This window comes from Pseudomonas sp. RIT-PI-q, assembly GCF_001297125.1.
Classification (GTDB): domain Bacteria; phylum Pseudomonadota; class Gammaproteobacteria; order Pseudomonadales; family Pseudomonadaceae; genus Aquipseudomonas.
Map to the genome: position 1 here is coordinate 66,880 of NZ_LHPC01000044.1, position 19,509 is coordinate 86,388.

The 19,509-nt window shown below is 60.1% G+C and carries 14 protein-coding genes, 1 pseudogene and 1 riboswitch; of the genes and pseudogenes, 10 read left to right on the top strand and 5 right to left on the bottom strand.

Annotated features, from left to right (window positions below; all coding sequences use genetic code 11):
* Nucleotides 1-8: 8 nt before the first annotated feature.
* Nucleotides 9-1,292, bottom strand: a pseudogene (locus AEQ67_RS36870) (HAMP domain-containing protein); the annotation flags it as partial.
* A 273-nt stretch (nt 1,293-1,565) separates the two neighbouring features.
* On the opposite strand from AEQ67_RS36870, the gene AEQ67_RS23370 reads away from it, so the two are divergent.
* Complete coding sequence (locus tag AEQ67_RS23370) at nt 1,566-2,384, top strand: M48 family metallopeptidase (RefSeq protein WP_059406179.1); 819 nt, start codon at nt 1,566-1,568, stop codon at nt 2,382-2,384.
* A 111-nt stretch (nt 2,385-2,495) separates the two neighbouring features.
* On the opposite strand, the gene AEQ67_RS23375 is transcribed toward AEQ67_RS23370, so the two are convergent.
* From AEQ67_RS23375 to AEQ67_RS23385, 3 genes are all read right to left on the bottom strand, one after another.
* Nucleotides 2,496-3,080, bottom strand: a complete 585-nt coding sequence (locus AEQ67_RS23375; RefSeq protein WP_059406180.1) for a TMEM165/GDT1 family protein — start codon at nt 3,078-3,080, stop codon at nt 2,496-2,498.
* 88 nt (nt 3,081-3,168) lie between these two features.
* Nucleotides 3,169-3,293: riboswitch (yybP-ykoY riboswitch) on the bottom strand.
* A gap of 39 nt (nt 3,294-3,332) precedes the next feature.
* Complete coding sequence (locus AEQ67_RS23380; protein WP_059406181.1) at nt 3,333-4,331, bottom strand: class I SAM-dependent methyltransferase; 999 nt, start codon at nt 4,329-4,331, stop codon at nt 3,333-3,335.
* 33 nt (nt 4,332-4,364) lie between these two features.
* Entirely contained in the window at nt 4,365-5,330 is a 966-nt protein-coding gene (locus AEQ67_RS23385; RefSeq protein ID WP_059406182.1) for a 2-hydroxyacid dehydrogenase, read from the bottom strand.
* A gap of 306 nt (nt 5,331-5,636) precedes the next feature.
* On the opposite strand from AEQ67_RS23385, the gene AEQ67_RS23390 reads away from it, so the two are divergent.
* The 7 genes from AEQ67_RS23390 to AEQ67_RS23420 all read left to right on the top strand — a co-directional run bounded on the left by AEQ67_RS23390 (nt 5,637) and on the right by AEQ67_RS23420 (nt 16,609).
* Nucleotides 5,637-6,266: a LysE family translocator gene (locus AEQ67_RS23390; protein ID WP_059406183.1), complete on the top strand. Its 630-nt coding sequence runs from the start codon at nt 5,637-5,639 to the stop codon at nt 6,264-6,266.
* Nucleotides 6,267-6,520: 254 nt separating this feature from the next.
* The gene (locus AEQ67_RS23395; protein ID WP_059406184.1) at nt 6,521-8,203 is read left to right on the top strand and encodes a fatty acid--CoA ligase; all 1,683 of its coding nucleotides are present in this window, start codon (nt 6,521-6,523) and stop codon (nt 8,201-8,203) included.
* Nucleotides 8,204-8,540: 337 nt separating this feature from the next.
* Nucleotides 8,541-10,430: a DUF1302 domain-containing protein gene (locus tag AEQ67_RS23400; protein ID WP_059406185.1), complete on the top strand. Its 1,890-nt coding sequence runs from the start codon at nt 8,541-8,543 to the stop codon at nt 10,428-10,430.
* Nucleotides 10,431-10,458: 28 nt separating this feature from the next.
* Nucleotides 10,459-11,823, top strand: a complete 1,365-nt coding sequence (locus AEQ67_RS23405) for a DUF1329 domain-containing protein (RefSeq protein ID WP_059406186.1) — start codon at nt 10,459-10,461, stop codon at nt 11,821-11,823.
* Nucleotides 11,824-12,306: 483 nt separating this feature from the next.
* Nucleotides 12,307-15,045 (top strand): LuxR C-terminal-related transcriptional regulator, encoded by a 2,739-nt coding sequence (locus AEQ67_RS23410; protein WP_059406187.1) that lies wholly within the window; start codon nt 12,307-12,309, stop codon nt 15,043-15,045.
* An 87-nt stretch (nt 15,046-15,132) separates the two neighbouring features.
* Complete coding sequence (locus AEQ67_RS23415; RefSeq protein ID WP_010458191.1) at nt 15,133-15,774, top strand: MBL fold metallo-hydrolase; 642 nt, start codon at nt 15,133-15,135, stop codon at nt 15,772-15,774.
* 103 nt (nt 15,775-15,877) lie between these two features.
* Nucleotides 15,878-16,609 carry an OmpA family protein gene (locus AEQ67_RS23420; RefSeq protein ID WP_059406188.1) on the top strand — a complete coding sequence of 244 codons (732 nt, stop codon included), beginning with the start codon at nt 15,878-15,880 and terminating at the stop codon, nt 16,607-16,609.
* Nucleotides 16,610-16,876: 267 nt separating this feature from the next.
* Here AEQ67_RS23420 and AEQ67_RS23425 read toward each other — a convergent pair whose 3' ends face one another.
* Nucleotides 16,877-17,311, bottom strand: coding sequence for a YhcB family protein (locus tag AEQ67_RS23425; protein WP_059406189.1), 435 nt, complete (start codon nt 17,309-17,311; stop codon nt 16,877-16,879).
* Nucleotides 17,312-17,455: 144 nt separating this feature from the next.
* Here AEQ67_RS23425 and AEQ67_RS23430 point away from each other — a divergent pair, with 144 nt between their 5' ends.
* Both AEQ67_RS23430 and AEQ67_RS23435 read left to right on the top strand, forming a co-directional pair.
* The gene (locus tag AEQ67_RS23430; protein ID WP_059406190.1) at nt 17,456-18,085 is read left to right on the top strand and encodes an alpha/beta hydrolase; all 630 of its coding nucleotides are present in this window, start codon (nt 17,456-17,458) and stop codon (nt 18,083-18,085) included.
* Nucleotides 18,086-18,109: 24 nt separating this feature from the next.
* On the top strand, nt 18,110-19,465 hold the full coding sequence (locus tag AEQ67_RS23435) for a tryptophan--tRNA ligase (RefSeq protein ID WP_059406191.1): 1,356 nt from the start codon (nt 18,110-18,112) through the stop codon (nt 19,463-19,465).
* Nucleotides 19,466-19,509: the final 44 nt, after the last annotated feature.

Sequence of the window (19,509 nt, forward strand, 5' to 3'; positions counted from 1 at the left end):
AACTTGGCCAGGAAGGTGTTGAAGCCTTTGGCGATCGAGCCCAGTTCGTCGGCGCGGTCGCTGGTCAGTCGCCGGGTCAAATCGCCTTCGCCCTGAGCGATGTCGTCAAGCATGGCGACCATCTGCTTCAGTGGACGGGCGATGCCGTGGCCCACCAGCCAGATCACCAGCAAGCCGATGCCGGCAATCAACAGGCCGACCATGGCCATGCCGAAGGCGTCGGATTTGCGCTGGGTGTCCAGGTCGCCCTGGAGTTTTTGCAGGTCGGCCATTACCGCGTTCAACGGCAGTTGCAGCATCAGGGTCCAGCGGGCGTCGGTCTGGCCGATGCCGAACGGCAGGTACAACTCGATCCGCCCCTCGGTTTTGTCGACGGTGTAGGTGACTTCGCCGCGCTTGAGATTGGCCATGTTGGCGATCTGCTGGCTGCCGAGGATGTCGCTGACCTTCTCGCCGAATTTGCTCGGGTCCTTGGTGTAGGCCACGATCCGGCCGTTACCGCCGATCAGGGCCATTTCACCGGCACCGCTGTAGAGTTTCTGATTGGCGCCGAGGAGCATTTCCTGGATGAAGTTCACCGACAGATCCGCGCCGACGATGCCCTGGAATGCGCCGTTGAGCATGATCGGTTCAATAAAGGAGGCGAGCATGACGATCTTGTCACCGACCTTGTAGGGCGCCGGATCGATCACGCAGGATTTTTTGGTTTCTTTCGAGCACAGGTAGTACTCGCTGGCGCGTACGCCGGTGGACAGAGTTTTCTGGTCATCAACGTCCACCAGTTTGTCCAGGCCCAGAGTGCCGTCCTCATTGCGAAACCACCACGGCAGGAAACGCCCGTTGCTGGCGTCGATGCCCACCACCTTGGTGTCGACGTAGGCGGCATCGTTGTGATCGAGGGCGTTTTTCTCCCAGCCGATGTAAGTGCCGAGGATTTTCGGGTTCTTGGCGACGTTTTCCTTGATCAGGCTGATCAACTGCTCACGGCTGAGGCTCAACTGAGGCTGGCCGTCGGCGCCTGGTGTGCCGATCAATGCATTAACGCGCACCAGCCCACCGGCAATCAGCAACGGTGCTTCGAGTTCGCGCTGGATCTGGCTGACCTGGGTTTGCGCCAATGAGGTCAGGCGCTGTTCGATGACTTGCTCGAATTGCGCCTGGGTCCGTTCCTGGACCATTTCCTGGGTCCGTGCGCCGGAAAACAGTGCGTACAGCACCAGCGCTGCCACCACACTTAGAACGATGGCGCCGGCAAGGGCCGCCACGGAAAACTGGATCGACTTGAATTTCATGGGTGCTCCGCACGCAAGAGGACGTCGGCGGAGGTGTATCGGCCGGGGTCTCGGTGGCCATGAGCGGGGCAGGGCGAATTGACTGTTTTAAGGTGCTTGATGTCGCAATTGAATCATTGCGGGCCGTTATCGGCGGTGGCGGGTGCCGTTATGTGAATTTTTTCCTGCGGCCATGAGAGCTTTGTCTGAAATGTGCGTCTACAGCTCTGTTGTATCTGGCGTCGATACAATTCCACGCCTAGGATACGCGGCATGTTTTCAGGGAGTTTTTTGATGAACAAGACATTGGTTTTGTGTGCTCTAAGCGCCGGTTTGCTGCTCGCCGGTTGCCAGTCGGTCAACACCACCAGCGGTGGCGCGGTCGGCGTTGAGCGCAAGCAGTACATGTTCAGCATGCTGTCGACCGATGAGGTCAACCAGATGTATGCCCAGTCTTATCAAAAGACCGTCGGCGAGGCGACCAGCAAAGGCGTGCTGGACAAGACCAGTAACGATGCCAAGCGCGTGCAGGCGATTGCCGACCGGCTGATTGCCCAGGCACCGGTTTTTCGTCCGGATTCGGCCCAGTGGAAGTGGGAAGTCAACCTGATCAAGAGTGACGAGCTCAACGCCAACTGCGGGCCTGGCGGCAAGATCATTTTCTACACCGGGTTGATCGACAGCCTGCAACTGACCGACGATGAAATCGCCGCGATCATGGGCCACGAAATCGCCCACGCCCTGCGCGAGCATGGCCGTGAAGCGATGTCCAAGGCTTACGGCATCGAAATGGCCAAGCAAGGTGCAGGTGCGTTGTTCGGTCTGGGTCAGGACAGCCTGGCGCTGGCGGATACCGTGGCCAACTACGGCATGACGTTGCCCAACAGCCGCGCCAATGAAAACGAGGCGGACCTGATCGGCCTGGAACTGGCCGCTCGCGCCGGCTACAACCCGAATGCCGCTATCACGCTGTGGAACAAGATGAGCAAGGCTTCGGAAGGTTCGCCACCGGAGTTCATGAGCACTCACCCGGCTTCGTCCAGTCGTATTGCCTCCTTGCAGGCGGCGATTCCGAAAGTCATGCCGCTGTACGAGAAAGCCAAGAAGTCATGATTATGTAGTGAGGCTGCTGACGCCTTCGCGGGCAAGCCTCGCTCCTACAGGACAGCGTGATCTGTAGGAGCGAGGCTTGCCCGCGAAGAACGATGACGCGGATTTACTGACTTAAACCCAGCCGCTGCTCTGCATCGCCTTGTACACCGCCACCACCGCCAGGATGAAGAACGCCGACGCCGCCAAGCGACGGATCAACGTCAACGGCAATTTATCCGCCGCAAAGTTACCCGCCAGTACCACCGGCACGTTGGCAATCAACATGCCCAGGGTGGTGCCGATAATCACCAGCCACAACTCCGGGTATTGCGCCGCGAGCATCACGGTTGCGATCTGCGTCTTGTCGCCGATTTCCGCGAGGAAGAAGGCAATCAGCGTGGTCAGGAATGGCCCGAACTTGCGGGCGGTGCTGGCTTCGTCGTCATCCATCTTGTCCGGCACCAGGGTCCACAACGCGGTCGCGGTGAAGCTCGCGGCGAGGATCCAGTGCAGCATCGCATCCGAGAAGAAACTGCCGACCCAGGCACCTACCGCACCGGCTGCCGCGTGGTTGGCCAGGGTGGCGGCGACGATACCGGCGATGATCGGCCAGGGTTTGCGAAAGCGGGCGGCGAGAATGAGCGCGAGCAGTTGCGTCTTGTCGCCGATTTCGGCCAAGGCAACGATTGCGGGGGGAACGAGCAAAGAATCCAGCATCAGGGTTTTCCTAAGGGGCGGGTCGACACGGCTATGACACGTACAGCCTTCCCGCCCCGGGTAAGGTGTTCGTGTCATAGGTCTTGTCAAACCCTGCGATCCGTCTGATGCGGACGCTTGGGTCGCATACGCCATGGTCTGTTGACCAAGTATGTTGACGTATGCCGGACGAGCATGGCGCTCGTGGGAGACTACTCCCCTAGGACGGAGCGGATTCTGCCTAGGCAAAACCGATTGAGCAAGAACAAATTTCTAGCCGCGTTTGGCCCGGTAGATTCTGAAACCCTGTCCTTCAGCCTTGATCGCGCACACCCCGAGGTGCTCTTCGATCAGCGGTTGATACTTCAGGAAGCTGTTCGCGACCAGGCGCAGTTCGCCACCGTTTTTCAGATGTTTGGCCGCTTTTCGCAGCAAGTTCTCGGTGGCGAAATAATCGGTGTGCACGCCGACATGGAACGGCGGGTTGCTCAGGATCGCGCTCAAACCCATGGGCGCCGCGTCGATTCCGTCACCGGTGATTACGTCCGCTTCCAGACCGTTGGCCGCCAATGTCAGGCGACTGCTGGCGGCAGCGAAGGCATCCACGTCGAGCAAAGTGACCTGGTTGTGCGGATAACGACGTTTGACTGCCGCGCCCAAAACCCCGGCGCCGCAACCGAAGTCCAACAAGTGACCGCTCGGCAGTTTGTCCAGATGCTCCAGCAGCAGCGCGCTGCCGCGATCCAGGCGGCCGTGGCTGAAAACACCCGGCAGGCTGATGACTTTCAATGGCCCTTCGGCCAAGGGCAGCTCATAGGTCTGGGCCAGGCTTTCCAGCGTTTTGGCTTCTGGCGCGTTGGCCACGGTGACCTGCCACAGCTGGCAATGCCGCGCACTGTCGAGCTTGCGCGGTTTGCCGAACGGGTTCAGTTGTTTGGCAGCGCCTTCGATGCCGCTGCGTTTTTCGCCCACCAGGTACAACTCTTTGCCAGCCAGTTTCGAAGCGAGGGCGTTGAGGATGTAGTCGGTCAGGTCCTTGGACTTGGGCAGGAACACCACGGCCGTGTCGAACTCGCGCTCCGGTATGTTCACGCCAAAATGGCTGCGTGCTTCGAAGCGCGCGTCCAGTGCGGCCTGATCACCGGCATGCCAGCACCAACCATGGGCGTCGGGTAGGCGCCCCAGCAGGTCGTCGGCGGGTAAACCGGCGAGCAACACCGAACCCTGGAATAACTCGGCCTGACGAAGCAGTACTTCACTGCGCGGATCCATAATCTGCTCCCTGAAAAAAAGTGCCGCAGTCTATCAACTGACGACACGCAGTGCTTTACCACTGAAGTATCCCTGCGCGTTTTCGGTCAACTGGCCGACGATGCGCTGCCGTGCTTCGCGGCTGCCCCAGGCGTTATGCGGGGTGACGATCAACCGTGGAATGTCAGCGGCCAGCAACGGATTGCCGGCGGTCGGTGGCTCGACGCTCAGTACGTCGGTGGCCGCACCGCCGAGGTGACCGTTGCGTAAGGCATCGGCCAGGGCCTGTTCGTCGATCAAGCCACCGCGTGCGGTGTTGACCACGAATGCGCCGGGTTTCATCGACGCCAGCTCACGGGCACCAATGAAGTGGCGAGTGTGTTCATTGAGCGGGCAGTGTAGGGTCAGTGCGTCGATTTGCGGCAGCAGTTCATCCAGCGGCAAACGGTCCGGGCGGGCAGGGCGCCCCGGAATCTGCCCGAGCAGTACGCGCATGCCGAAGGCTTCGGCCAGCCGTGCAACCGCACCACCCAGTTCGCCGTGACCGAGCAGGCCGAGGGTTTTGCCTTCCAGCTCGACGATCGGGTAATCCAACAGGCAGAACTGTTTGGCTTGTTGCCAACGGCCTTCGCCGACGGCTTTCTGGTAATCGGCCAGGCGCGTCGCCAGATTGAGCAGCAGCATGATCGTGTGCTGCGCCACTGACGGTGTGCCGTAACCCTGGCAGTTGCAGACGGTAATCCCGTGAGCGCGGGCGGCGGCGAGATCGACGTTATTGGTGCCGGTGGCGGTGATCAGAATCAGCTTCAGCTCGGGGCTGGCAGCGATGGCGGCGGCGTCGATCAGGATTTTGTTGCTGATGGCGACTGTGGCGCCCTTGAGGCGTTCGATCACCTGATCCGGCATGGTCTGCGCGAACAGCTGCAAATCGTCAAAGCATTCACGCAACGGGCTGAGGTCAAGGTCGCCCAGGTCCAGGGACGGGTGGTCGAGGAAAACGGCGCGGCGAGTGTTCGTCATCAACTGTACCTTTTGTGCAATGAACTGAAGGCGTAATCTGCCGAGCCTACCAGATGAAACAAATCGTTACGCACGACCGCAAAATCGCGACGTCGATGTTCGTCGCGAACGACGCACTTGTAGCAGCTGGCGAAGCCTGCGTTCGGCTGCGAAGCAGTCGTAAACCTGAGTACGCGGTTTTTCTGTAGGACCGCATTGCCTGATTTAGCGACTGCTTCGCAGTCGAACGCAGGCTTCGCCAGCTGCTACAAGTGGGTGGAGTGTGCCCTGGCTATTTTATTGATCGGCTTGCCCAAAAGGACCCCCATGTACTGGACAGAATTCTTGACCGTTGCCCTGATTCACCTGCTAGCCGTGGCCAGCCCCGGTCCGGACTTTGCCGTGGTGGTGCGTGAGAGCGTGACCCACGGTCGTCGCGCAGGCACCTGGACTGCGTTGGGCGTCGGCACGGCGATTTTCCTGCACGTCGGCTATTCGCTGCTGGGTATCGGCCTGATCGTGTCCCAGTCGATCGTGCTGTTCAACGCCTTGAAATGGGCCGCCGCCGCGTATCTGCTGTACATCGGCTACAAGGCCCTGCGTGCACAACCGGCCAAACCGGTGGCGGACGATCTGCACAAGGAAGCGGGCGAGCGCACGGCGCGTGGCGCCTTCATGTCAGGGTTTGTGACCAACGGTCTGAACCCGAAAGCCACGCTGTTTTTCCTGTCGTTGTTCACCGTGGTGATCAACCCGCACACGCCGCTGGCGGTGCAGGCGGGCTACGGCATCTACCTCGCGGCGGCGACGGCGGTCTGGTTCTGCCTGGTGGCAAGGCTGTTCAGTCAGGCGCGCGTGCGCGCCGGTTTCGCTCGCATGGGCCACTGGTTCGACCGAACCATGGGCGTGGTGCTGATCGCCATCGGTGTAAAACTCGCGTTTACCGAGATGCACTGATCCCGTGTAGGAGCTGCCAAAGGCTGCGATCTTTTGATCTTCAGCGGTATCGAAGTCGCCAAAGATCAAAAGATCGCAGACTGCGCCAGCTCCTATATTGACCGAGGCGCAGGGATGGAATTCCCTTTAATGCTGGCGCAACGCTAGCATTTGCACGGCTCTGCAAATCATTCCTTCGGCTGATTTGGTTGTCATGGAAGCGCACTAAAGTGCTTACTTTCAGCCACGACCGTGCAGTCAGAAAAGGGATTCTTATGTTGCAGACTCGCGTTATTCCCCCAGCCGAAGGCGCTTACCAGTATCCGCTGCTGATTAAACGGCTTCTGATGTCCGGTGCTCGTTACGAGAAAACCCGCGAGATCGTTTACCGCGATCAGTTGCGCTACAGCTATCCAACCCTGATCGAGCGGGTCGCACGGCTGGCGAACGTGCTGACGGCGGCCGGGGTCAAACCCGGGGATACCGTGGCGGTGATGGATTGGGACAGCCATCGTTACCTGGAATGCATGTTTGCCATTCCGATGATCGGTGCGGTGATCCACACCATCAACGTGCGCTTGTCCCCGGAGCAGATCCTCTACACCATGAACCACGCCGAGGACCGCTTCGTGCTGGTCAACAGCGAATTCGTGGGGCTTTACAGCGCCATTGCCGGGCACCTGACCACCGTCGAGAAAACCCTGCTGCTGACCGACCTGCCGGAAAAAACCGCCGACCTGCCGAACCTCATCGGCGAGTACGAGCAATTGCTGGCGGCCGCGAGCACCCAGTACGACTTCCAGGATTTCGACGAAAACTCGGTCGCGACCACCTTCTACACCACCGGCACCACCGGTAATCCCAAAGGCGTGTACTTCACCCATCGGCAACTGGTGCTGCACACCATGGGCGTGTCGACCATCATGGGCGCCATCGACAGCGTGCGGCTGCTGGGCACCAACGACGTGTACATGCCCATCACGCCAATGTTCCATGTGCATGCCTGGGGCTTGCCGTACGTGGCGACCATGCTCGGGCTCAAGCAGGTGTATCCCGGTCGCTACGACCCGGAGTATCTGGTGGAGTTGTGGCGCAAGGAGAAGGTCACCTTTTCCCACTGCGTGCCGACCATCCTGCAAATGGTCCTCAACGCCAAGGCTGCGCAAGGCACGGATTTCGGCGGCTGGAAAATCGTTATCGGCGGCAGTGCACTGAACCGCGCGCTGTACGAAGCCGCCAAGGCCAAGGGCATTCAGTTGACCGCCGCGTATGGCATGTCGGAAACCGGGCCGCTGGTGTCATGCGCGCACCTCAACGATGAGTTGATGGCCGGCACCGAAGACGAACGCACCACCTACCGGATCAAGGCCGGTGTGCCGGGGCCATTGGTCGAGGCGGCGATCGTCGACACCGACGGCAACTTCCTGCCCGCCGACGGCGAGACCCAGGGTGAACTGGTGCTGCGTGCGCCGTGGCTCACCGAGGGCTATTTCAATGAACCGCAGAAGGGCGCAGAGCTCTGGTCCGGTGGCTGGCTGCACACCGGCGACGTGGCGACCCTGGACAGCATGGGCGTGATCGACATTCGCGACCGGATCAAGGACGTGATCAAGACCGGCGGCGAATGGATCTCCTCCCTTGACCTGGAAGACCTGATCAGTCGCCACGCAGCGGTACGCGAAGTAGCAGTGGTGGGGATTGCCGATCCACAGTGGGGGGAGCGGCCGTTTGCCTTGCTGGTGATCCGCGAGGGCCATGTGATCGGGGCCAAGGAACTCAAGGAGCACCTCAAGCCCTTTGTCGAATTGGGGCACCTGAGCAAGTGGGCCATCCCGAGCCAGATCGCCCTTGTTACTGAAATTCCCAAGACCAGCGTCGGCAAACTCGACAAGAAGCGAATTCGCGTCGACATCACCGAATGGCAAGCCAACAACAGCACCTTCCTCTCGACGCTTTAAGCGTCATCTGGCGTGCCCGAAAAGGCACGCCAGCCCCACCAAGCAAGCGCTTGGCTTGTTAAATTCGAAAATTGAGCCATCCTTGCCGTGCCGACAGGTGTCGGACTGGCGAAAGGACTGTTCCAGAGTGGCTGGCAGCTGCAAATCACACTTTAGAGGGATCAAGCGGTACTACCTGCTGGCTATAGTCCGCTCAAGGATTTTTAAGAACGGAGCAAACGCACAAACCGGGGCGATGCAACTTTGGCATGACTTTGGGACACCTTGGTTCCCTGTCATCCACAGCGTTTTTAGAAGTGCTCACTGCCATAACAATAATGCACATGGAGAAGCGTCGATGACATCAGTAAACCAGTTCTGGCGCCGGGCGAAGTTGCCCCTGGCTGTCAGTCTTGCCTCTACGCTCGCCGGGCCAGCATTCGGCGTCAGTTTCAACGTTGGTGAAATCGAAGGTCAGTTCGACTCATCCCTGTCGATCGGTGCCAGTTGGTCGACCGAGAGCGCCAACAAGAACCTCATCGGCGTCAACAACGGTGGTCACGGCCTGTCCCAGACATCCGACGATGGCCACCTGAACTTCAAGAGCGGCGAAACCTTCTCGAAGATCTTCAAGGGCATCCATGACCTTGAATTGAAATATGGCGACACCGGCGTCTTCGTCCGTGGCAAATACTGGTACGACTTCGAACTCAAGGACGAAAGCCGTCCGTTCAAGGACATCAGCGACGAGAACCGCAAGGAAGGCGCCAAGTCCGCTGGCGGGCAGATTCTCGATGCCTTCGTCTACCACAACTACGCCATTGCCGATCAGCCGGGTTCCGTGCGTCTGGGCAAGCAGGTCGTGAGCTGGGGTGAAAGTACATTCATCGGCAACGGCATCAACTCGATCAACCCGATCGATGTTTCCGCGTTCCGTCGTCCAGGTGCCGAGGTCAAGGAAGGCCTGATCCCGGTCAACATGTTCTACGTCTCGCAGAGCCTCACCGATACGCTCTCGGCTGAAGCCTTCTACCAGCTGGAATGGGACCAGACCGTCGTCGATAACTGCGGCACCTTCTTCTCCCAGCCCGACATCATTGCCGACGGGTGCGACAACAACCTGCGTGTGTTGAACAAGCGATCGACCCTCCCGCCGGCAGCCTTGGGCCCATTGGCCGCGCTTGGCGTCGACGTCGACCAGGAAGGTGTGCTGGTGCGTCGCGGCCCGGATCGCGATGCGCGGGACAGCGGCCAGTGGGGCGCGTCCCTCAAATACATGTTCGAACCGCTGGACACCGAATTCGGTGCCTACTTCATGAACTATCACAGCCGTGCGCCGATCTTCAGCGCCACCGGTGCTTCAGCAGCGACCTACGCCAGGGTCGCGGCTTTGCCAGCGTCGCTTCGGGCTCTGGCGCCACTGGTGATCGCGGGTAACTCGAACTACTTCGTCGAGTACCCGGAAGACATCCGCCTCTACGGCTTGAGCTTCTCCACCACCCTGCCTACCGGTACGGCGTGGAGCGGTGAAGTCAGCTACCGTCCGAACGCTCCGGTGCAGCTCAACTCCACCGACATTCTGTTTGCCGGTGTACGTCCTTTGGGCGGCGCCCTGGCCAACGCTTCGCTGCTCAACGGCGTACCGGGCCAGGACCTGCACGGCTATCGCCGCAAGGAAGTCACCCAGTTCCAGACCACCCTGACGCACTTCTTCGATCAAGTCATGGGCGCGAGCCGTCTGACCCTGGTGGGTGAAGTGGGCGTGACCCATGTCGGCGGCCTGGAAAGCACTTCCGACGTCCGTTATGGCCGCGATCCGGTCTACGGTCCCGGTGAACTGCCTCCCACCGGCGGTGCCGACACCTGCTCGGCGATCCTCAACACCAGCACCATCAATGGTGCGGGTCCGGGCGCTGCCACCAACAACCGCAGCCGTAACTGCACCAATGAAGGTTTCACCACAGCCACTTCGTGGGGCTACCGCGGTCGTGCCATCTGGGACTACAACGACGTATTTGCCGGTGTGAACCTCAAGCCGAACGTGGCCTGGTCCCACGACGTGAGCGGCTACTCGCCTGGCCCTGGCGGCAACTTCGAGGAAGGTCGCAAAGCGGTGAGCCTGGGCGTCGATGCCGAGTACCAGAACACCTACACCGCGAGCCTGGCTTACACCAACTTCTTCGACGGCAAGTACACCACCGTGGATGACCGCGACTTTGTTGCGCTCAGCTTCGGCGTGAACTTCTAAGCACTGTATTTTCAGGACGAACGCACATATGAAAATAACAAAGAGTCTGTTCCACGTCGGTGTTCTGGGGCTTTCGCTGCTGGCGACCGGTGTAATGGCGGCGGTCCCTGCGGCTGAAGCGGACAAACTGGGCAAGAGCCTGACCCCGATGGGCGCCGAAATGGCGGGCAATGCCGACGGTTCGATCCCGGCCTGGAAACCAATGGCGAAAAACGCCGGTAGCGTCGACAGCAAAGGCTTCTTGTCCGACCCTTACGCCAGTGAAAAACCACTGTTCACCATCACGGCGCAGAACGTCGATCAGTACAAGGACAAGCTCGCGCCGGGCCAGTACGCGATGTTCAAGCGCTACCCGGAAACCTTCAAAATGCCGGTCTACCCGTCCCATCGCGGCGCGACCGTGCCGGATGACGTGTTCGCCGCCATCAAGAAAAACGCCACCGCCACTAACCTGGTGTCCGGCGGTAACGGCCTGGAAAACTTTGAGACCGCTGTTCCGTTCCCGATTCCGAAAACCGGCGTCGAAGTCATCTGGAACCACATCACCCGCTATCGCGGTGGCAGCGTGACCCGTCTGGTCACGCAGGCCACGCCGCAGCCAAACGGCTCGTTCAGCCTGGTTTACTTCCAGGATCAGTTCGTGTTCCGCGACAAGATGAAGGATTACGATCCGGCGAACCCGGGCAACATCCTGTTCTACTTCAAGCAGAAAGTGACCGCGCCGGCACGTCTGGCCGGTGGTGTGCTGCTGGTGCACGAAACCCTCGATCAGGTCAAAGAGCCGCGTTCGGCGTGGGTCTACAACGCCGGTCAGCGTCGTGTACGTCGTGCGCCACAAGTGTCCTATGACGGGCCGGGGACCGCTGCCGATGGCCTGCGTACCTCCGACAACCTGGACATGTACAACGGTGCACCGGATCGCTACGACTGGAAGCTCGAAGGCAAGAAAGAGATGTACATCGCCTCCGACAGCTACAAACTCGACTCACCGCAGTTGAAGTACGCCGACATCATCAAGGCCGGTCACATCAACCAGGACCTGGCGCGTTACGAGCTGCGTCGGGTCTGGCATGTGGTAGCTACCTTGAAAGAAGGTCAGCGTCACATCTATGCCAAGCGTGACTTCTACATCGACGAAGACACCTGGCAAGCAGCGGTGATCGACCACTACGACGGTCGTAACCAACTCTGGCGTGTGGCGGAAGCTCACTCCCAGAACTACTACAACGTGCAAGTGCCTTGGTACACCCTGGAAACCTTGTATGACCTGCAATCGGGTCGTTACCTGGCGCTGGGTATGAAGAACGAAGAGAAATCGGCGTATGACTTCGGCTTCACCGCCACCACCAGCGACTTCACACCGGCTGCGTTGCGTCAGGATGGCGTTCGCTAACCTGCACTGAACCGAGGCCGCATCCTCGAAAAACGCCCCGACTGGTTCGGGGCTTTTTTTTGCCAAAAACAACCCGAAGTAGCAGCTGTCTAGCCTGCGAGGCTGCGCTGGCCTGTAGCAGCTGTCGAGCTTGCGAGGCTGCGTTCGGCCTGTAGCAGCTGTCGAGCCTGCGAGGCTGCGTTGGCCTGTAGCAGCTGTCGAGCTTGCGAGGCTGCGTTCGGCTGCGAAGCAGTCGTAAAACCATGCACCTCGGTGTGTCAGACAAACTGCGTGTTTCGGGTTTGCGAGGACTTCGTCCTCGAACGCAGCCTCGCAGGCTCGACAGCTGCTACAGGCCAGTGCAGCTTTATTCAATTCTGCTGAAGTTTTGCTTCGTAGACTTTTTGTAGCCATTTGTAGCAATAACCTTCATTCCCTCTTCGTTTACCGCTAGTCTGCGGACATCTGCAACGCCGCCAACAGCAATTCAAACAAGAGCCGGCCATGACTGATCTGTCTCCACTCCCAGGCCCTGCAAGCGTTGCCGTCGCCGCACTGGACGGGCGCTTTTTTCGGCCTCCGTTGCCCGACGGCCATGTGCTGCGGCCACGTCTGTGCGAGCGCCTGAGTGCGGGGCTCGGTGGCAGGCTGTTGCTGGTCAGTGCGCCCGCCGGGTTCGGCAAGAGTTCGTTGGCGGTGGAGTTCTGTCAGGGCCTGCCGGCGCACTGGCAAAGCCTTTGGCTGGGGTTGAGTCCACGAGACAGCGACCCAGGTCGTTTTCTCGAGCGCTTGCTTGAAGGCCTTCAGGATTATTTTCCGCAAATCGGCAGCCAGGCGTTGGGTCTGCTGAAAATGCGTCAGCGCCACCAGCCGTTTGCCTTTGAAGAATGGCTCGACGGCTTGCTCGACGAGTTGGCCGTGCACCTGTCGACGAGTACGCCATTGCTGTTGGTGCTTGATGACTACCATCTGGCCCAGGGCCCGGTGCTTGATCGTTGCCTGCAATTTTTCCTCAATCATCTGCCTGACGGCTTGCTGGTGATGGTCACCAGTCGGCAGCGGCCGGACTGGCATCTGGCGCGTCTGCGCCTGTCGCGGCAATTGCTCGAGTTGCACGAGCAGGACTTGCGCCTGACCCATGATGAGGCCTTGTCCTTGCTTGATCGACACAGCAGCTCCTTGCGCGGTGAAGCGCTGGAGAGTCTGATCCAGCGTAGCGAAGGCTGGGTGGCTGGCCTGCGTTTCTGGCTGTTGGCGGCCTCTGAAGCGGGCACCGATGGCGCGTTACCCCAGTCCTTGCATGGCGGCGAAGGGTTGATCCGCGATTACCTGCTTGAAGAAGTCATCGATTGCCTGCCCGCCGAGGTGCAGGCATTCCTGTATGACACGGCGCCCCAGGAGCGCTTTTGCAGCGAGCTGTGCGACGCCGTCCGCGACGCCCATGACAGTGCCGAAATCCTGCGGTTTCTGCTGGCCCATCAGGTGTTCCTGGTGCCGCTGGATGAAAACGGCCACTGGTATCGCTATCACCATTTGTTTTCCGACTTGCTGCGCACCCGGCCGACCACGCCGGCAATGGTGCCGGCGGCGAGCCTGCACTTGCGCGCCTGTCGCTGGTTCAATGCCCAGGGCTTGCTCGATGAGGCGGTGGAGCAGGCGTTGCGTGCCGGGCACCTGGATGTCGCGGCAAACCTGGTGCAGAACCTCTCCGAAGAACAGCTGCTGGCCGAACAAAACGTCGGCATGTTGCTGCGCTGGAAAATGGACTTGCCCGACAGCCTGCTGATCAGCACGCCACGGCTGATCGTGCTCTACAGCTGGGCGTTGGGCCTGGCCTGTCAGCTGGACGCCGCCGAAGAGCTGGCCAGTCACTTAAGCCGCTTTCTGCCGGCGCCGTCGGCCACCGCGCAGAAATCCATGTTGGCGCAATGGCTGGCCTTGAGCGGAATCATCGCTCGCGGGCGCGGCAATCGGGAGTTGACGCTGCTCTATTGCAGCGAAGCGCTGGAGAGCCTTCCGTGCAAGCGTTATGGCCAGCGCCTGATGTGCCTTTCGACCTTGTCCAACCTGGCCATTGCCGACGGCGACTTGTGGCGTGCACGCGGCTTGAACCGTGAATCCCTGGAGTTGGCGCAACGGGTCGGCAACCCGTTGTTCGAAGCGCTGGCCCATTACGACCGCGCTCGTGTATTGCAGGCGCGCGGGGAAATTCTTCGTTCACTGGATGAAGTCCGTCAGGGGCTTCAGCGCCTGCACGGGTTATCCCCGCAACGGCTGTATGCCGTGCGCGCCCGATTGACTTTGTACGAGGGCTTTTTGCTCGCTCTGCGTCTGCAACCACACGCCGCACGGGTGCGTTTGCAAGCAGGTTTGAGCGAGGCGCGAGCCTGTCGCGATATCAGCGTTTTGATCGGCCATTGCGTGATCGCCAGGCTTGAAGGCAGCAGCGGTGAGTTTGCCAAAGCCTTTGCCGAACTCGCCGAAGCCGAACGGCTGATGCACATCTGGGACGTGCCACCGATCTACTACCTGGCGATGATCACCCTGGTCAAATGCGAACTCTGGCTGGCCCAAGGCCGCACCGACCTGGCCGAAGCCTGGCTGGCTCGATTGGGCCAGACCTACAACGGCGAACACGCGGCAGCGCCTCCGGAGTTTCATCCGCAACTGCCGCTGCACATCGAATTGCAACAGGCCTTGCTGGAAGTCATCCAGGGGCAGCCGATGCTGGCCGAAGGACGTTTGAACGCGTTGCTGGAGAACGGACAGCAAACCGGCAGGCAGCTGCTCAGCGTGATGGCGCTGACGCAGAAAGTGACGTTGTTGCTGGCTGGCGGACGCGAAGCCGAGGCACGCAAGGCGCTGGCTCAGGCACTGGAAGCGGCGGCTGGAGGAGTATTGCAGCCATTTGACGGCTTGCTGACTGAGCATCCGGACTGGCTGCGTGGGCAACTTCAACTCGCTGCGTCGACGCCCGTTTCCCAGAGCCTTGCCGAAAAGCTTCCGGCATTGGTTGCTCGTCCAGCACTGGAATCAAGCTCTGCGGCGGAACAACTCAGTACACGGGAATTGGCTGTCCTGCGCCTGATCGCACAGGGCTGCTCAAATCAGGAAATCAGCGATCAGCTATTTATCTCCCTGCACACGGTTAAAACCCATGCCAGCCATATCAACAGCAAACTAGGCGTAGAGCGGCGTACGCAGGCGGTGGCTCGGGCCAAGGAGCTGGGGGTGTTGGGTTAGCGAATTGTTCAGATGCACTTGGCCGAGAATGGCGTACTGCTTTTTTGTGCCAAAATTGCCCATCCCAGTTTTTCCGAGCGAGCCCCGATGTCTCAGCAACCCACCCTCATCCGTGAAACCTTCCCCGTCGGCCCGTTGCAGTGCAACTGCACGATCATCGGCGATCCGATCACCAAAAAGGCGATTGTGGTCGATCCGGGTGGCAATCATGAATTGATCCTGGCGCGGCTCGACGCCCTGGGCCTGAAGGTGGTCAGCATCATTCACACCCATGCGCACCTTGATCACTTCCTGGCCTCCGGTCAGTTGAAGGAGAAAACCGGCGCGACCCTGCATTTGCATAAGGAAGATCAATTCCTCTGGGACAATCTGGAGATGCAGTGCCAGATGTTCGGCGTGCCCTACACGCCCGTGCCGTCGCCGGATCGCTGGTTGGCCGATGATGAAGAACTGGCCTGTGGCTGTGGCGTGGCGTTGCACACGCCGGGTCATACGCCGGGGTCCATGAGCTTTTGGTTTTCAGAGGCTAAGCTGCTGATTGCTGGTGACACGTTGTTCCGGCGCGGGGTAGGGCGCACGGATTTGTGGGGTGGCGATCAGGCGACTATCGTGCGGTCGATCAAGCAGCGGCTGTATACCCTCGATGAAGAGGCGACAGTGGTGACCGGGCATGGTCCGGACACGCGGCTGGGCGATGAAATGCGCGAGAATCCTTTTGTACGCGCCTGATTTGTAACATAAGGAATTTTTGTCCGCCAAAGCGATCCAACGCCCGCAAAGGCTGATGCCTTGGTCCGTTGCACCACAGAATGCAAAAAAGTAGGAGCTCTACATGTTCACCAAGCGTCGTTTGATTATTGTCGCTACTGCTGTGGCCTTGCTGTCTGGCTGCGCTTCGCCTAACCCTTACGACAACCAGGGTCAGGCTGATAGCGGCTCCACGGGCATGAGCAAAACCGCCAAGTACGGTGGCCTCGGCGCTCTCGCCGGTGCACTGGCTGGCGCCGCCATCGACCACAACAACCGTGGCAAGGGCGCGCTGATCGGAGCCGCAGTGGTCGGTGCCTCCGCCGCCGGTTACGGCTACTACGCCGACCAGCAAGAGAAGAAGCTGCGTGCCAGCATGGCCAACACCGGCGTTGAAGTGCAGCGCCAGGGCGATCAGATCAAGCTGATCATGCCAGGCAATATCACGTTCGCTACCGATTCGGCGAACATCGCCTCGAGTTTCTATCAGCCGCTGAACAGCCTGGCAGGTTCTCTCAAGGAGTTCAGCCAGAACCAGATCGAAATTGTCGGCTACACCGACAGCACCGGCAGCCGCCAGCACAACATGGACCTGTCCCAGCGTCGGGCCCAGAGCGTGGCGACTTACCTGACGTCCCAGGGTGTCAGCGGTGCCAACCTGTCGGCTCGCGGTGCCGGTCCGGATAATCCGATTGCCAGCAACGGCGACGTCAATGGCCGGGCACAGAACCGTCGGGTTGAGGTCAACCTGAAGGCGATTCCGGGTCAGCAATATGGCGGCACCCAGCAACCAGGCACCGTTCAGCAGTATCCATAATCGTCTGACTGAACCCCAGGCGTAAAAAAGCCGCTCGATCTATTGAGGATCGAGCGGTTTTTTTTGTATTGCCTGTTCGGGCCCCTTCGCGGGCAAGCCCGCTCCCACAGGGTTCCTCTTCGATCACAGAGGTTGTATACACCGGCGATTATTGTGGGAGCGGGCTTGCCCGCGATGGGGCCGCATCAGGAAAAGACAATTTCAGAAATGGAAAAGCCCCCGGACAATCGCTTGTCCGGGGGCTTTTTCATATTGCGCTACACCTGATTACTTCTTCAGGCCGTAGTGCTCATCGAGCATGCCCGGCGCGTTAGGGGCTTTGGGGGCGTAGTCGCGAGGCGGCTCCTGATTGCGCGGTGGCGTCAGGCGTTCCCGTGGAGCCTGCGCCGCATCGGCGTGCAGGGAGGCCAGCAAGCGTTGACGGGTCTGCTCGTCCAGGGCCAGGCGGTTGGCACCCTCGGCGAGATGATCCTGCACTTCCTGATAGCTCTGAGTCAGTTTCTTGACCAGGTTTGCAGTGCTGTTGAAGTGGGTGACCACCTCGTTCTGATAACTGTCAAAACGTTCCTGAACGTCATCCAGCTGACGTTGCGTGCTGCTCGGCGCAGCATTCGGCACCAGGCGAGCGATCAGGAAACCAATGGCGACACCCACAACCAGGGCAAGAGTCGGCAACAACCAAACTAAGAGCGAGTGTTCCACGAGTCCTTCCTCTATAAACGGCTTTGCTTTACGTTAACGGCTCGAACCTGCGCTGTATACCGCGATTCACTCGCAATAGATTGGCACAGACAATTTGCTAGACGAGTCGACCCGATTCGAGGTCACGGAGTTCCTTCCTTGCTTATGCGCGAAACCCCTGTAGTGATTGATGGCCCGGTCGGCCAACTGGAAGCCCTTTACCTGGATAACGAGGAACCGCGCGGCATTGCGCTGATCTGCCATCCGAACCCGGTGCAGGGCGGCACCATGCTCAATAAAGTGGTCTCGACCCTGCAGCGCACCGCGCGCGACGCCGGTTTGATTACGTTGCGTTTCAATTACCGTGGCGTCGGTGCCAGCGAAGGCAGCCACGACATGGGCACTGGCGAAGTCGACGATGCGCAGGCCGCCGCTGAATGGCTGCGGGCCAAACATCCAGGCTTGCCGCTAACGCTGTTCGGTTTCTCCTTCGGCGGTTTTGTTGCAGCAAGTCTCGGTGGACGCCTCGAAGCGCAGGGTGAGCAGCTCAAGCACCTGTTCATGGTCGCGCCAGCCGTCATGCGTCTGGGCGATCAGGATCAACTGCCGCAACACGGCGAGTTGACCCTGATCCAGCCGGAAACCGACGAAGTCATCGATCCGCAACTTGTCTACGACTGGTCCGAAAAACTCCAGCGTCCCCATGAGCTGCTGAAAGTGGCAGAATGCGGACACTTTTTTCATGGCAAGCTGACCGATCTCAAAGATCTTATCCTGCCGCGTCTTTCGAATTGATTGCAGTCTGACAAGCGATTACCCATGACGACTCGTACCCGTATCCTCACCGGCATCACCACCACCGGCACGCCGCACCTGGGCAACTACGCCGGCGCTATCCGCCCGGCGATCCTGGCCAGCCGTGACAGCAATGCCGATTCGTTCTACTTCCTGGCCGACTACCACGCCCTGATCAAATGCGATGACCCGCTGCGTATCCAGCGCTCGCGTCTGGAAATCGCCGCGACCTGGCTGGCCGGTGGCCTGGATGTCGACCGCGTGACTTTTTATCGCCAGTCCGACATTCCGGAAATCCCCGAGCTGACCTGGCTGCTGACCTGCGTCGCCGCCAAGGGCCTGCTCAACCGCGCCCATGCTTACAAGGCCTCGGTGGACAAGAACGTCGAGACCGGCGAAGACCCGGATGCCGGCATCACCATGGGCTTGTACAGCTACCCGGTGCTGATGGCCGCGGACATCCTGATGTTCAACGCGCACAAGGTGCCGGTCGGTCGTGACCAGATCCAGCACGTGGAAATGGCCCGCGACATCGGCCAGCGTTTCAACCACCTGTTCGGCCAGGGCAAAGAATTCTTCACCATGCCCGAGGCGCTGATCGAAGAAAGCGTCGCCACGCTGCCAGGCCTCGACGGTCGCAAGATGTCGAAGAGCTACGACAACACCATCCCGTTGTTCAGCAGCGCCAAAGAGATGAAGGACGCGATTTCGCGAATCGTCACCGACTCCCGCGCACCGGGCGAAGCGAAAGATCCGGACAATTCGCACCTGTTCACCCTGTTCCAGGCCTTCGCCACGCCGGCGCAGTCCGACGAGTTCCGCAGCGAACTGTTGCAGGGCCTGGGTTGGGGCGAGGCGAAAAATCGTCTGTTCCAGCTGCTCGACAACGAATTGGGCGAGTCCCGCGAGCGTTATCACCAGCTGATTGAGCGTCCGGCAGACCTGGAAGATATCCTGCAGACCGGCGCCAAAAAGGCTCGCTCGGTGGCCACGCCGTTCCTCCACGAACTGCGTGAAGCGGTCGGCCTGCGTTCTTTCGTCGCCCAGGCGCAAGTCGCTACGACGACCAAGAAGAAAGCCGCGAAAGCCGCGCGTTTTGTCAGCTTCCGTGAAGACGACGGCAGTTTCCGCTTCCGTCTGCTGGCCGCCGATGGCGAGCAATTGCTGCTGTCGCGCCACTTCGCCGACGGCAAAACTGCCGGTCAGGTGACCAAGCAGCTACAAGCGGGCCAACCATTGGACGTGCGCAGCGAAGACCTGAGCTTCAGCGTCTGGCTGGAGGGCGAATGTGTCGCTGATAGTCCGGCTTTCGCTGACAGTGCGGCTCGCGACGGCGCCATCGACGCCCTGCGGATCGCCCTGACCCCCGTCCAGGAATAAATCAACGGCTCGGTCCGACCAAGGGCTGATTGCCATTCCCACGG

Bases quoted from the DNA above. Each gene is read 5' to 3' on its own strand.
- AEQ67_RS23405 (WP_059406186.1), top strand. From the start codon at position 10,459: ATGAAAATAACAAAGAGTCTGTTCCACGTCGGTGTTCTGGGGCTTTCG.
- AEQ67_RS23430 (WP_059406190.1), top strand. From the start codon at position 17,456: ATGCGCGAAACCCCTGTAGTGATTGATGGCCCGGTCGGCCAACTGGAA.
- AEQ67_RS23395 (WP_059406184.1), top strand. From the start codon at position 6,521: ATGTTGCAGACTCGCGTTATTCCCCCAGCCGAAGGCGCTTACCAGTAT.
- AEQ67_RS23420 (WP_059406188.1), top strand. From the start codon at position 15,878: ATGTTCACCAAGCGTCGTTTGATTATTGTCGCTACTGCTGTGGCCTTG.
- AEQ67_RS23385 (WP_059406182.1), bottom strand. From the start codon at position 5,330: ATGACGAACACTCGCCGCGCCGTTTTCCTCGACCACCCGTCCCTGGAC.
- AEQ67_RS23380 (WP_059406181.1), bottom strand. From the start codon at position 4,331: ATGGATCCGCGCAGTGAAGTACTGCTTCGTCAGGCCGAGTTATTCCAG.
- AEQ67_RS23375 (WP_059406180.1), bottom strand. From the start codon at position 3,080: ATGCTGGATTCTTTGCTCGTTCCCCCCGCAATCGTTGCCTTGGCCGAA.
- AEQ67_RS23410 (WP_059406187.1), top strand. From the start codon at position 12,307: ATGACTGATCTGTCTCCACTCCCAGGCCCTGCAAGCGTTGCCGTCGCC.
- AEQ67_RS23390 (WP_059406183.1), top strand. From the start codon at position 5,637: ATGTACTGGACAGAATTCTTGACCGTTGCCCTGATTCACCTGCTAGCC.
- AEQ67_RS23435 (WP_059406191.1), top strand. From the start codon at position 18,110: ATGACGACTCGTACCCGTATCCTCACCGGCATCACCACCACCGGCACG.
- AEQ67_RS23370 (WP_059406179.1), top strand. From the start codon at position 1,566: ATGAACAAGACATTGGTTTTGTGTGCTCTAAGCGCCGGTTTGCTGCTC.
- AEQ67_RS23415 (WP_010458191.1), top strand. From the start codon at position 15,133: ATGTCTCAGCAACCCACCCTCATCCGTGAAACCTTCCCCGTCGGCCCG.
- AEQ67_RS23400 (WP_059406185.1), top strand. From the start codon at position 8,541: ATGACATCAGTAAACCAGTTCTGGCGCCGGGCGAAGTTGCCCCTGGCT.